We start from the raw sequence: 13486 nt of genomic DNA, 5'->3' as shown, positions 1-13486 counted from the left end.
CTATGGTTGCAGTACGAGGATCCCATTTACTCAATCCGAAAGATTTTATCATTGAGAAATGGTGCGCCAATCTGGGCTTATCCACAGCGGCGGAAAAAGAAATCGTCCGCGCCTGGCATTATTGTCAGGAAAAAGCGCAGCAGCTTTTTCAGAACAGCCATTGGTATTTAAGCGATGGCGTGGAAATGGTGGAGATTCTGCACAGCCTGAATATGGATACCGATACCTTGCTGGCCGCCATGTTATTTCCCAGCGTCAATGCCAAGATTATCAATCAGGAACAGATTAAAGAGGATTTCGGTAGCAAAATCGGGAAACTGGTAAAAGGGGTAATGGCGATGAATAACCTGCGCCAGTTGAACGCCTCACAATCTGCCGATACGCTGCAAATCGATAATGTACGTCGTATGCTGCTTGCCATGGTAGACGATTTCCGCTGCGTGATTATTAAGCTTGCCGAACGCATTACTTTTTTACGCGACAACGAGCAGGGTTGCAGCCGGGAAGATAAAGTGCTCGCCGCCAAAGAATGTTCCAATATTTATGCACCCTTGGCCAATCGCCTCGGTATCGGACAGCTGAAATGGGAGCTGGAGGACTATTGCTTCCGTTATCTACAGCCGGATCAATACCGGCATATCGCCAATATGCTGCATGAACGCCGGCTGGATCGCGAGCGCTATATTAATGATTTCGTCGCGGAATTAAACGGTTATTTACAGGAAAGCGTCGAACAGGTAGAAATTTACGGGCGACCTAAACATATTTACAGCATCTGGCGTAAGATGCAGAAAAAGCACCTGAAATTTGACGAATTGTATGATGTACGCGCGGTCAGAATTATTGTCCCTAAACTACAGGACTGCTATTCCGCATTGGGAATTGTGCATACCCATTTCCGCCATTTACCCGATCAGTTCGATGATTATGTCGCCAATCCGAAACCGAACGGCTATCAGTCCATTCATACGGTGGTGTTAGGTAAGGGCGATAAGCCGATTGAGGTACAGATTCGCACCCGAAAAATGCATGATGATGCGGAGCTGGGCGTAGCCGCACATTGGAAATATAAAGAAGGGACTACCGGCTCGATGTCCGCCTATGAGGAAAAAATCGTCTGGTTGCGCAAACTGTTGGCCTGGCAGAATGATCTTACCGATTCCGGCGAAATTATGGGGGAATTGCGCAGCCAGGTATTTGACGATCGGGTCTATGTGTTTACGCCGAAAGGGGAAGTTATCGACCTACCTACAGGATCTACGCCGCTGGATTTTGCCTACGCCATTCACAGCGATGTGGGGCATCGTTGTATCGGGGCGAAAATCGGCGGCCGAATCGTACCTTTTACCTACCAGCTGCAAATGGGGGATCAGGTCGATATTATTACGCAAAAGAATCCGAACCCGAGCCGCGACTGGTTAAACCCTAATTCCGGTTTTACCCATACGGCCAAAGCGCGTTCCAAAATTCTGGCCTGGTTTAAAAAGCAGGATCGGGATAAAAATATTCCTGCCGGGAAGGAGTTGCTGGATAGTGAAATCAGCCGTCTTGGCATCAGTTTAAAACAGGTGGAGCAATATGCCCTGCCCCGTTACAATCTGAAGAATATTGATGATTTGTATAATGGCGTCGGCAGCGGTGATATCCGTTTGAACCAGTTGATGAATTTTCTGCAGAATAAGCTGATTAAGCCGAGCGCACAGGAAACGGATCAAGAAATTCTGCGCCATGTATCCAGTAAAAGCGCCAATAATCTGCAACAGAAAAGCGAGCCGAAAGGATATGTCATCGTTGAAGGGGTGGGCAATCTGATGCACCATATCGCCCGTTGCTGCCAGCCGATTCCGGGCGATAATATTGTAGGTTACGTTACTATGGGGCGTGGTATTTCCATTCATCGCCGCGATTGCGAGCAGTTTCAGGACTTACAGGCCGCCCATCCGGAGCGGGTGGTGGAATCCGTTTGGGGGGAAGGTCATAGTGCCGGCTTCCATTTGAGTATTCGGATTATCGCCAGTGATCGCAGCGGTTTGTTGCGGGACGTTACTACGGTACTGGCCAATGAAAAAATCAGCGTACTTGGCGTGTCTACCCGTTTGGACAGTAAAAAGCAGTTGGCAACCATGGATTTGGAAATCGAACTGAAAAACGTGGAGATGCTGAGTAAAATTCTGCAACGTTTGTCTTCCTTGGAGGACGTTATTGAGGCTAAACGTCTGTAGAGGGCGATTGCAATAAAATCATCAGGCGGCAGGGATTGTCGCCTGATTTATTTTTTATCCCTTCCGCTTTTCCCTTATCCCTTATATGTTATTTTGTCGCCAGATAGGTCCTTAGTGCTTTAATCGCGTTTTTGCCGTCGGCGTTACCCAGCTCATACATTTTTTGTAGGTTTTCCGGATTACGTTCCAGACGGCTGATATTCAGCCGTTCAGTGGGGCGAATCACAAAGATCCGCCCTGCCTGTTGGAGGCGGATAACTTCCTCCGTTATCCGGTTGTATTCCGCATAACGGTTTTGCCAGCGTTGGATAAGCTGCGGATAGTTGCGGTAAAGGGTGCGGAACAATAAGTTATTCGAGGGTTTTTTGCGATAGTCCGCAGGGCGGGTCAGTACCAGAATAATTTTGTCGCAGCCCAGTTCTAGGCATTTATGCAGCGGAATGCTGTCGGCGATACCGCCGTCCAGATATAATTGGCCCGCAATATTTACCGGTCGGGATACAAAGGGCATGGCCGAGGTGGCACGGAATAGCTCCATTTGTTTAAAGACATCGGTAATTTTGAAATATTCCGCTGCACCGCTGCGCATATTGGTCGCCGTTAGCCAGAAATCTGTCCCGGAGCGGGCAAAGGCCGCCTGATCGAAGGGATCCAAACTGGAAGGCAGCTGATAAAAGGCAAAATCGCGGTTGATGATATTTCCGCTGGTTATCAGGCTATACAGCCCCATATAGCGTTTATCCCTAAGGTATTTTTTGTTATAACGCAGCACCCGTCCTCGCTGGCGGGAAGGTAGATTAACGCCGAATAGGGCGCCTGCCGATACGCTGACGATGGTATCGACGGGGATATTTTCGTCCAGAAATACGTCCAGCACGCCGGCGGTAAACATTCCCCGCATTGCACCGCCTTCAAGTACCAGTCCCACTTTCATTGTTTTCTCCTGCTTCTGTTCACGCCCCTATTATTGCCGCGAACAAAAAATTTTAAGCTGCGCAGAATTATACACAATATTTTTGCACCTCGGTACGGCTCCCGTATTCATGCGGAATAGATTATTGGTAGGCGAAAAAACTCGGTTGAAAATAACCGCACTTTTGAGTTGTTAACAGAATTGAATATTAATTCGGGGCCATGTTTGTCCCCCGAAATACAAGGGCGGTAAAAATAAATCGGACGCCATTGCGGCGTCCTATTTTATTCCGGCGGGATTGAGATTAAGGCAACATATTGACTTTCAGATTTCCTTTTAAGCGGCAGGAACAGGCCAACACATAACCCTGTTTGATTTCTTCTTCCGTTAGCGGGCCATAGTTATCGCTTTCGTATTCACCGCTTAGCACCAGTGTTTTACAGGAACCGCATACTCCGGTACGGCAACCGGCGATAATAGGTACGCCGTTGCTTTCCAAGGCGGTAAGCAGGCTCATGCCGACAGGCACCTTAAAATTTTGCGCTAAAGGAGCGCTGATGCTCAGAACCGCTTGCTTATCCGTATCCAACAGGCAGTTTTCCGCCGAGGAATGGAACTGTTCCGAGTAAAAGCGGTTTTCCGCTACGCCGAGTGCGGTAACAATGCTTTTTAGCTGATCCATATAATCTTGCGGGCCGCAGGTAAGCACGCTGTAATCCGCTATATCCGGTATCAGCCGGGCTAACATCGCTTGGCTGATTCTTCCGGCAATAAAACCTTCAGTGGCATTGACCGAGGCGTTAATGAACAGTTCGAGTTGCGGATATTGCTGCTGCAGCGCTTGCCATTCCCGTTTGAAGATAACATCTTTAGGTTCGTGAACGCTGTAAATTACCCTGAGATTTACCTGAGGGCGGTGTTTTAACAGCCAGCGGGTCATGGACATAATAGGGGTAACGCCGCAGCCGCCCGCCACCAGAAGGTAGTTATCGGCGAGAATTCTGGAACAGGTAAATTCGCCCATGGGATCGGACAGCCGGATTAGATCCCCCACTTTCACCTCTTGGGTCAGCCAGTTGGAGCCGATGCCGTTTTTTATTCGGCGTACGGTCAGGGTCAGAAAGGGGCTGAGTCCCGGGCTGGAAGATAGGGTATAGGCGCGCGTAATGGTAGGGCTGTCGGCGATACTGACCAGCGCGTACTGACCCGGTTCGTAAGGGTAATAATCCTGCGCAATTAATTCGAGGGTATAAACATCATCGGTTTCGCGGATAATGTTATGCACCTGCATTTCATTGCAACATAAGGGGTTTGAATGATTTGACATAGAGATTCCCGTGAAAAGGCGGTCGCTGCAAAAAAACAGTGCAAAAACGACCGCACTTTTATCCGTTTAATTATTTTGCCAATGCTTCAGCCATATCCTGTTCCGGCGTGGTCAGGCCGCGTAAACCGAATTTTTCATTGAGCAAATTCAGCACATTATCGTTCAGGAAAGCCGGTGCGCTCGGGCCGGTGTAAATGTTTTTCACCCCCAGAGCCAGCAAGGTCAGTAAAATGACGATGGCTTTTTGTTCAAACCAGGAAAGCACCAAGGTCAGCGGCAGCTCGTTAACGCCGACGCCCAATTTTTGCGCCAGATTTACCGCCAGCATAATGGCGGAATAGGCGTCGTTACATTGACCTACGTCCAACAGACGCGGTAAGCCTTCAATACTGCCGAAATCCAGTTTGTTAAAACGGTATTTACCGCAACCCAGGGTCAGAATTGCGCAATCGGCCGGTACCAGACGGGCAAAATCCGTATAATAACTGCGTTCGCCTTTGCTGCCATCGCAGCCGCCGACTAAGAAAACATGACGCAATTTTTTCTCGGCCACCATATTGATTACCGTATCTGAAGCGTCCAATAAGGTTTGGCGACCAAAGCCGACGGTAATTCGGTGTTCGATTTCGGAATAAGGGAATCCCGCCATTTGCTGAGCTTTTTCGATAACCGTACTGAAATTGCGATCTTCAATATGCGCGACGCCCGGCCAACCGACAATGCTGCGGGTAAAAATGCGATCGGCATAATTCCCCACATTGGGATCAATAATACAGTTAGAGGTCATCACAATAGGCCCCGGGAATTTTGCGAATTCCTTTTGCTGATTTTGCCAGCCGCTACCGTAGTTACCAACCAGATGGCTATATTTTTTCAATTCGGGATAGCCATGTGCCGGTAACATTTCGCCATGGGTATAAATATTAATACCCGTACCTTCGGTTTGTTCCAGCAGCGCTTTCAGATCCTTCAGATCATGACCGGAAATCAGGATACATTTACCTGCGACCGGCTTAACATTCACCGTTGCCGGGGTCGGATTACCGAAGGCTTCGGTTTCGCCCTGATCCAATAATGCCATTACTTGGAAGTTCATATTACCTATGGCTAATGCCGTTTCCAGCAGTTGGTTTAAATCCGTCGGGCGGGTACCCAACCAGGCCATAAACTGATGGAATTGACGATAGATTTCGTTATCGTATTTGCCCAGAACATGAGCATGTTCCATATAGGCCGCCGCCCCTTTTAAGCCGTACAGACAGAGCATACGAACCCCATGTACTTCTTCTCCGCTTTCGGCGCGATCCGTATTTAGTGCGAATTCTGCCGCCTGTTCGGTTAATGCGGCGATACTGTCGCCGTTAAGTGTAAGATGTGCCAAGGGGTGGTCTGCATCAATACTGAAATTTAGCGCACGGCAACGTTGGATCAGCTGATCGCGGTAGTTCAAGGTTTGTTTGGCATAATCAATAATGCGCTGAGAGTCGAAATTAACGTTGGTTAGCGTGGCGAAAAAAGCCTTGGCGCTGAAAGCGTCGATTTCATGTTCTACAATGCCGAGATCTCTGGCTTGCAACGCCCAGGCGGAAAGGCTGTGCAGCGTGGCAATCAATAAATCCTGTAAATCGGAAGTTTCTGCGGTTTTTCCGCACATTCCCTGACTATAGTTGCAACCGTTACCCACCGGGGTACGCATGGTTTGTTCGCATTGAACGCAGTACATAATAATCACTCCTGATATAAAAAGAAGAAAAATATCCGACCAAAATGGTAGGAAAATCTGCGAGCATAGTAATATGTTTACAAAGGAGGAAAAAGCCTTAGTTAAAATTAACTGCAACTTTATTGATCCAATCGAAAACAGCTACTTAATAAAGGGTAGAAGGTCGGAACGGCAGCGATTACACTGAATATGAGGAATAAAAAAGCGGTTGTAAAACAACCGCTCTATGGATTTAATATGATTTTGTAGCGCGCTTAGGCATAGTACATTTCGAATTCTACCGGATGTGGCACCATATTAACGCGTTCCACTTCTTTACGTTTTATGGCCACAAAAGCATCGACAAATTCTTTACTGAATACGCCGCCTTGGGTTAAAAAGTCGTAATCCGCTTCCAGTGCGTCCAAAGCTTCGCCCAAGGAGGAGGATACGGCAGGAATATCTTTCAATTCTTCCGGCGGTAAATCGTACAGGTTTTTATCCATGGCGTCGCCCGGGTGAATCTTATTCAGGATACCGTCGATCCCCGCCATTAACAGTGCGGCGAACGCCAGATAAGGGTTGGCCAGCGGGTCCGGGAAACGTGCTTCGATACGGGTCGCTTTCGGGCTGGTTACCGCAGGAATACGAATGGAGGCGGAACGGTTTCCGGCGGAATAAGCCAATAATACCGGCGCTTCAAAACCTGGCACCAGACGTTTATAGGAGTTGGTGGTCGGGTTGGTAAAGGCGTTCAGCGCTTTCGCATGTTTGATGATACCGCCGATATAATATAATGCGGTTTCGGATAAGCCCGCATATTTATCGCCCATAAATACGTTTTTACCCTCTTTGCTCAGGGACATATTACAGTGCATACCGGAACCGTTATCGCCGGCAAAAGGTTTTGGCATAAAGCAAGCGGTTTTACCATGTTCCAACGCCACGTTTTGTACCACATATTTATAAATCTGGGTTTCATCCGCTTTTAAGGTGAGGCTATTGAAACGGGTGGCGATTTCATTCTGACCGGCGGTCGCCACTTCATGGTGGTGAGCTTCGATAACCAGTCCCATTTGCTCCAGAATCAAGCACATTTCGGAGCGGATATCATGAGCGGTATCAATAGGCGCCACTGCGCAATAACCGCCTTTTTTCAACGGACGGTAGCCGTTGTTGCCGTCTTCGTAACGGCGGTTAGTATTCCAGGCGGCTTCCACATCATCAATTTTGTAGGAGACGTTATTCATATCGGTACTGAAACGCACATCGTCAAACAGGAAGAATTCCGGCTCCGGCCCAAACAGTACGCTATCCGCAATCCCTGTGGATTTCAGATAGTTTTCTGCACGAATAGCTATTGAACGCGGATCGCGATCATAGCTTTGCATGGTGTTGGGATCATAAATACTGCAGCGAATGGAAAGGGTGGGAATTTGAGCGAAAGGATCTACAACGGCGGTTTCGGCAATAGGCATCAGCAGCATATCCGCTTTACTGATGCTTTTCCAGCCTTCTACGGAAGAGCCGTCGAACATTTTTCCTTCTTCAAATAATTCTTCCAGATCTTCTCCCACTAAGCTGACCGGTAAGGAAACTCCGTGTTCCTTGCCTTTTATATCGGTAAAGCGTAGGAGAACGAATTTGATATCGTTTTCCTCAATCAATTCGGAAACCTTCGCGATGGCGTTTGCATTTGTCATTGAGTAAATCCTCTTAAATGGGCGTAAATAAAGTCGAATTTTATTGGGTTGGGGTTCAAAGAGGGGATTTTATCCTATTTTTACCCATTATTTAATAGCTCGCTCATATAAAAAGTTGTATAATCGGCGACCTTTCGTACACCGCATCATCGTTATACGAAATTTCCGAAATCATCATTCCTTTATATTTTATAACGTTAAGATACTTTAAATGGCAGAATTAGATATTAATAAACTACGCAATATCGCTATTATCGCGCACGTTGACCATGGTAAAACCACATTGGTTGATAAACTGTTACAGCAATCCGGTACTTTAGAAGCGGCTCGCAACGGCGATTCCGACGAGCGCGTCATGGATTCAAACGATCTGGAGAGAGAACGCGGCATTACCATTTTGGCGAAAAATACCGCCATTAACTGGAACGGCTATCGCATTAACATCGTTGATACTCCGGGGCATGCGGATTTCGGCGGCGAAGTGGAACGCGTACTGTCCATGGTGGATTCGGTATTGCTGGTGGTGGACGCCTTTGACGGCCCTATGCCGCAGACTCGTTTTGTTACTCAGAAAGCCTTTGCGCACGGTTTAAAACCTATTGTTGTCATTAATAAAGTGGATCGTCCCGGCGCTCGTCCGGACTGGGTGGTGGATCAGGTTTTCGATCTGTTTGTAAATCTCGGCGCTACCGACGAACAGCTGGATTTCCCGATTATTTATGCTTCCGCGCTGATGGGGGTTGCGGGCTTGGAACACGAAGAACTGGCGGCGGATATGACCCCCTTGTTCGAAGCCATCGTTAAATATGTGGCGGCGCCGAAAGTAGAACTGGACGCCCCTTTCCAAATGCAGATTTCTCAGTTGGATTACAATAATTACGTCGGTGTTATAGGTATCGGACGGATTAAACGCGGTACCGTTAAACCGAATCAGAGCATAACTATTATCGACAGCCAGGGTAAAACCCGTAACGGTAAAATCGGTCAGGTGCTCGGCCATCTGGGATTACAGCGCTATGAAGAAGATTTGGCGCAGGCCGGCGATATTGTTGCGCTGACCGGCTTGGGGGAACTGAATATTTCCGATACCCTATGTGATATTAATAATGCGGAAGCGCTTCCTGCGCTGAGCGTAGACGAACCTACCGTAACCATGTTCTTCTGCGTTAATACTTCCCCATTCTGCGGTAAAGAGGGTAAATTCGTTACTTCGCGTCAGATTCTGGAACGTTTGAATAAAGAACTGGTGCATAATGTGGCCCTGCGTGTGGAAGAAACCCCGAACCCGGACGAATTTCGTGTTTCCGGCCGCGGCGAACTGCATTTATCCGTACTGATTGAAAATATGCGGCGCGAAGGCTATGAACTGGCGGTATCCCGTCCTAAGGTTATTTACAAAGAAGTTAATGGTCGCAAACAGGAACCTTTTGAGCAGGTAACCATAGATATTGAAGAACAGCACCAGGGTGCGGTAATGGAAGCACTGGGGATCCGTAAAGGCGAAGTTAAGGATATGGTACCGGACGGCAAAGGCCGCACCCGACTGGAATATGTTATTCCGAGCCGCGGTTTAATCGGCTTCCGTAACGAATTTATGACCATGACCTCGGGAACGGGGCTGCTTTATTCCAGCTTCAGTCATTATGACGACGTAAAACCGGGTGAAATCGGGCAGCGTAAAAACGGCGTATTGATTTCCAACGCCACAGGTAAGGCGCTGGCTTACGCCTTATGGGGCTTACAGGAACGCGGTAAATTGATGATCGATCACGGAACCGAAGTGTATGAAGGACAGATTATCGGTATTCACAGCCGTTCCAACGATTTAACCGTAAACTGTTTGCAGGGTAAAAAACTTACCAATATGCGCGCTTCCGGAAAAGACGACGCCATTGCGCTGACTACACCGGTGAAACTGACCCTTGAACAGGCCATTGAGTTTATTGATGACGACGAATTGGTAGAGGTTACGCCGCAGTCTATTCGAGTGCGGAAAAAACTGCTGACCGAAACCGATCGTAAACGTGCCAACCGTACCACGACCAGTACCAGCACCCATTAACCTTAAAGCTAAAGCCCCCTGACAAAGGGGGCTTTTACATATGGGCAATGGAAATCCTTTCGCCACTACAGACAAAGACGCCATATGGATTTCTGCGGTATTTTTGTTTCCCGCTTATTTAACCTTATCGCGGCGGAGCGATGCCATCTCGTAAAGGGTATAAAAGTGCGGTTATTTTCGACCGAGTTTTTTGAGCTGCCATGCAAAGAGAGCGCGACTGCTAGGCTTAAAACCAACTTCCGTTAAGGGGGGGATTATTTTGCCTGTTGTTGTAAATATTCCAGTACCCGCAGATGATGTTCGCCGGTTTTGAATTTATCGAAAACCTGTTCGATATTCCCCTTTTCATCAATTAGAAAGCTGATGCGGTGAATACCTTCGAAGGTGCGCCCCATAAATTTTTTCTCTCCCCAAACGCCGAAGGCTTCCGCCACCTGATGATCCTCGTCCGCCAGCAGGGTAAAATTCAGCTGTTTTTTCTGGATGAAATTCTGTAGCTTTTTCGGGCTGTCGGGGCTGATGCCGAGAACGGTTACGCCCATTTCTTCCAGTTCGCTTTTGCTGTCGCGTAAATGGCAGGCTTGCGTAGTGCAGCCCGGCGTTAGCGCTTTCGGGTAAAAGTAAACCAGTACTTTGCGACCTTTAAAATCGCTGAGCGCTACGCTTTCTCCATTCTGATCCGGCAGGTTGAATTGAGGGGCCGCTACCCCTTTCTTTAAGGTTTCCATAAGATTTCCTCGTAAAATCATTTTTCATCAATAAAATTAAAAAAACTTCTTGCAAATTAGGGGTATTTTAGCAATCCTAATGAATATTTTCCAAGCAGACACATAATGATAATAAATAAGAGAGGTTTCTATGTCTTCCAGTCATCCTTTATTCTACGGTAGCATTGTGGCGCTTATTACTCCGATGGATAACCACGGCGAAGTGAATTACGACGAACTGAAGCGACTGGTGGAATACCATATTGCCGCAGGCACCAATGCCATCGTATCGGTGGGAACCACCGGCGAGGCGGCGACTCTGAGCATTGAGGAAAATGTTAAAACCATCTTAAAAACGGTGGAATTTGCCGACGGGCGCATTCCGGTGATTGCCGGCGCCGGTGCCAATGCCACCAGCGAAGCGGTTACCATGACGAAATTACTGAATGACAGCGGGGTGGCCGGTTTTCTTTCCGTAGTACCTTATTACAATAAACCGACTCAGGAAGGAATGTATCAGCATTTTAAAGCCATTGCCGCCTGCACCGAATTGCCGCAGATTCTGTATAATGTTCCCGGACGTACCGGCAGTGATATGAAGCCGCAGACCGTAGCGCGTTTGGCCGAAATCGAGAATATCGTCGGTATTAAAGAGGCCACCGGCGAAGTGGAACGGGTACAGCAAATTAAATCCCTGGCGGGCGATGATTTTATCGTTCTCAGCGGTGATGATGCAACCGGACTGGAAGCCATGAAAGCCGGCGCACAGGGTGTGATTTCCGTAACCAATAATATTGCGGCGGCGGATATGGCGGAAATGTGCCGCCTGGCATTAGCGGGTAAATTCGATGAGGCGGAAGTTATTAATCAGCGTTTAATGGCGTTGCACCTTAATCTGTTTGTGGAATCCAATCCGATTCCGGTTAAATGGGCGGCTTATAAACTCGGATTTATTAAAGAGCCGGTGTTACGTTTGCCGCTCACCACCTTAAGCGAACAGGCTCAACCTAAGATTACGGAAGCGCTGAGCGCCGCCGGTTTACTGTAATTTTTGACCGCACTTTTGGTTTTCCTGCATGGGCGCTAAAAGTGCGGTATTATTATGCGCATATTTTTTTACTTCAAAGTCGTCAAGGATAATTTATGAAAAAATGGTTTGTCCCCTTTGCTCTTTTGACTGCATTGACCGCCTGTTCCGCCAGTAACGAAAGCCGCCAGGTCGCCAATGACAGTTACCAAAAACACGGAGACACCCCGAATTTCGCGCCGCTTAATACCGGCGGCGTTACTATTTTTGGCCAGGATAACACTTACCAGTTGCCGAGCAGCGATCAGATCAGTAAAGGACCCGCCGTCGATATTCGTCCCCCTTCGATTCCCATGTCGATTATCGGTAATTCCGTCGCTCAGTTTGACGGCGAACGCGCTTCAATCGTTTATCCGGCGGAAAAAAGCGGCGTGTATAATTTAACCCAAATCGGACGTCTATTGGGCGAGGAAAATATTTCCTTCCGCACACAGGGTAAGCAAATCGAAACCGACTGGGCCGCCAGCGGACGTAGCGATGAGGTCGGCGATCTGCAAATCCGTTATCTGATTGAAGAAATAAATACCGCTAAAGCCAATGCTTTGGTGGTATCCGTACTGCAGGCCAAACGTAACGATATTGTGTTTACTCCAAAGTCAACGGATAAGCAGCGCTATACTTCCGATCGGTTAAACAGCCTAATCGGCAAGCTGAATCAGAGTTATCGTACCCAGTTGCAGCAAGTGGCGACATTGCCGCAGGGAACCTTGGTGGAAACCGCCTTGGTTACCGATGCGAACGGCCATACCGCACTGGCGATGAGCAGTGATTTTAATCTGTCTTGGCAAAAGCTGGCGGATGCGTTGCCGGCGATCGGATTCGAGATTGAAGAGGAAAATCCCGGCCGCGGTTATCGCGGTTTGGAGTATAAAGCCGCCGATCCTCAGGTTTGGTTACGCTTAGGCCTCAGCGCACCGGCGCTGGAAGAAGGCGAATATCATATGCAGCTGAGTACCTACGGCGGTAAATACAGTTCTGTGGTGATTACCGACGAGGATAAAGAAGCCTTGAGCGGTGAACAGGCACAGGCGGTTTATCAGGCGCTACAGCTTTTGATCAGTAAATAATCCTGTCCCCTAGTTTTCTCTCCGCCGTCCTTCCGGGCGGCGGATTTTTATCTCCCCTTTTACTTGAAAATCGCTTTTTTATCCCAATCTATTGCACTATCTCGATTAAACAAAGGAAAGCGTTATGACTACGATTGTAAGCGTACGCCGCAACGGAAAAGTGGTTGTGGGCGGAGACGGGCAGGTATCCCTCGGTAATACGGTAATGAAAGGTAATGCGCGTAAAGTCCGCCGTTTGTATAAGGATCAGGTGCTGGCCGGTTTTGCCGGCGGTACGGCGGATGCCTTCACCCTATTTGAATTATTTGAACGTAAGCTTGAAATGCACCAGGGACATTTGCTGAAAAGTGCGGTGGAATTGGCCAAAGAATGGCGTACCGACCGCGCATTGCGCAAGCTTGAAGCCATGCTTATTGTGGCGGATAAAACCGAATCCCTGATTATCACCGGTAACGGTGATGTGGTGCAGCCGGAGGAAGATCAGATTTTAGCCATAGGTTCCGGCGGTAACTATGCTTTATCCGCGGCGCGCGCATTAATTGAAAATACCGAACTCTCGGCTCGCGAAATTGTGAGCAAATCGCTGAAAATCGCCGGTGATATCTGTGTGTTCACCAATCTGAATCATACTATCGAAGAACTATAATCCCCCTATAATCAATATAGGCCGCCGGGGTTAGCTTCGCGCGGCTCAAT

At 48.1% G+C, this 13486-nt stretch carries 10 protein-coding genes; 5 read left to right on the top strand and 5 right to left on the bottom strand.

Annotated elements, in window-relative coordinates; translation table 11 throughout:
* The first annotated feature begins 2 nt into the window (after positions 1–2).
* Positions 3–2222, top strand: a complete 2220-nt coding sequence (gene relA / locus EDC45_RS06290) for a GTP diphosphokinase (protein WP_133544605.1) — start codon at positions 3–5, stop codon at positions 2220–2222.
* 88 nt (positions 2223–2310) lie between these two features.
* Here the strand turns inward: relA and EDC45_RS06285 are convergent, their stop codons facing one another.
* The 4 genes from EDC45_RS06285 to glnA all read right to left on the bottom strand — a co-directional run bounded on the left by EDC45_RS06285 (position 2311) and on the right by glnA (position 7867).
* The gene (locus EDC45_RS06285; RefSeq protein WP_133544603.1) at positions 2311–3156 is read right to left on the bottom strand and encodes a patatin-like phospholipase family protein; all 846 of its coding nucleotides are present in this window, start codon (positions 3154–3156) and stop codon (positions 2311–2313) included.
* A gap of 283 nt (positions 3157–3439) precedes the next feature.
* Complete coding sequence (gene hcr / locus EDC45_RS06280; protein WP_133544601.1) at positions 3440–4462, bottom strand: NADH oxidoreductase; 1023 nt, start codon at positions 4460–4462, stop codon at positions 3440–3442.
* Positions 4463–4532: 70 nt separating this feature from the next.
* Positions 4533–6185 (bottom strand): hydroxylamine reductase, encoded by a 1653-nt coding sequence (gene hcp / locus EDC45_RS06275; protein WP_133544599.1) that lies wholly within the window; start codon positions 6183–6185, stop codon positions 4533–4535.
* 254 nt (positions 6186–6439) lie between these two features.
* Positions 6440–7867, bottom strand: coding sequence for a type I glutamate--ammonia ligase (gene glnA, locus EDC45_RS06270; protein WP_133544597.1), 1428 nt, complete (start codon positions 7865–7867; stop codon positions 6440–6442).
* Positions 7868–8078: 211 nt separating this feature from the next.
* On the opposite strand from glnA, the gene typA reads away from it, so the two are divergent.
* Complete coding sequence (gene typA / locus EDC45_RS06265; protein ID WP_133544595.1) at positions 8079–9929, top strand: translational GTPase TypA; 1851 nt, start codon at positions 8079–8081, stop codon at positions 9927–9929.
* Positions 9930–10183: 254 nt separating this feature from the next.
* Here typA and bcp read toward each other — a convergent pair whose 3' ends face one another.
* Positions 10184–10657, bottom strand: coding sequence for a thioredoxin-dependent thiol peroxidase (gene bcp, locus EDC45_RS06260; protein WP_133544593.1), 474 nt, complete (start codon positions 10655–10657; stop codon positions 10184–10186).
* 130 nt (positions 10658–10787) lie between these two features.
* Here bcp and dapA point away from each other — a divergent pair, with 130 nt between their 5' ends.
* From dapA to hslV, 3 genes are all read left to right on the top strand, one after another.
* Entirely contained in the window at positions 10788–11684 is an 897-nt protein-coding gene (gene dapA / locus EDC45_RS06255) for a 4-hydroxy-tetrahydrodipicolinate synthase (protein ID WP_133544591.1), read from the top strand.
* Between the two features lie 95 nt (positions 11685–11779).
* On the top strand, positions 11780–12790 hold the full coding sequence (gene bamC, locus EDC45_RS06250) for an outer membrane protein assembly factor BamC (protein WP_133544589.1): 1011 nt from the start codon (positions 11780–11782) through the stop codon (positions 12788–12790).
* A gap of 124 nt (positions 12791–12914) precedes the next feature.
* On the top strand, positions 12915–13436 hold the full coding sequence (gene hslV, locus EDC45_RS06245; RefSeq protein ID WP_133544587.1) for an ATP-dependent protease subunit HslV: 522 nt from the start codon (positions 12915–12917) through the stop codon (positions 13434–13436).
* Positions 13437–13486 lie beyond the last annotated feature (50 nt).

The sequence above is a fragment of the Mesocricetibacter intestinalis genome (genome assembly GCF_004363295.1).
Lineage (GTDB): Bacteria > Pseudomonadota > Gammaproteobacteria > Enterobacterales > Pasteurellaceae > Mesocricetibacter > Mesocricetibacter intestinalis.
Note: the sequence above shows the minus strand (reverse complement) of the source record. Positions and strands in the feature narration are given on the sequence as shown.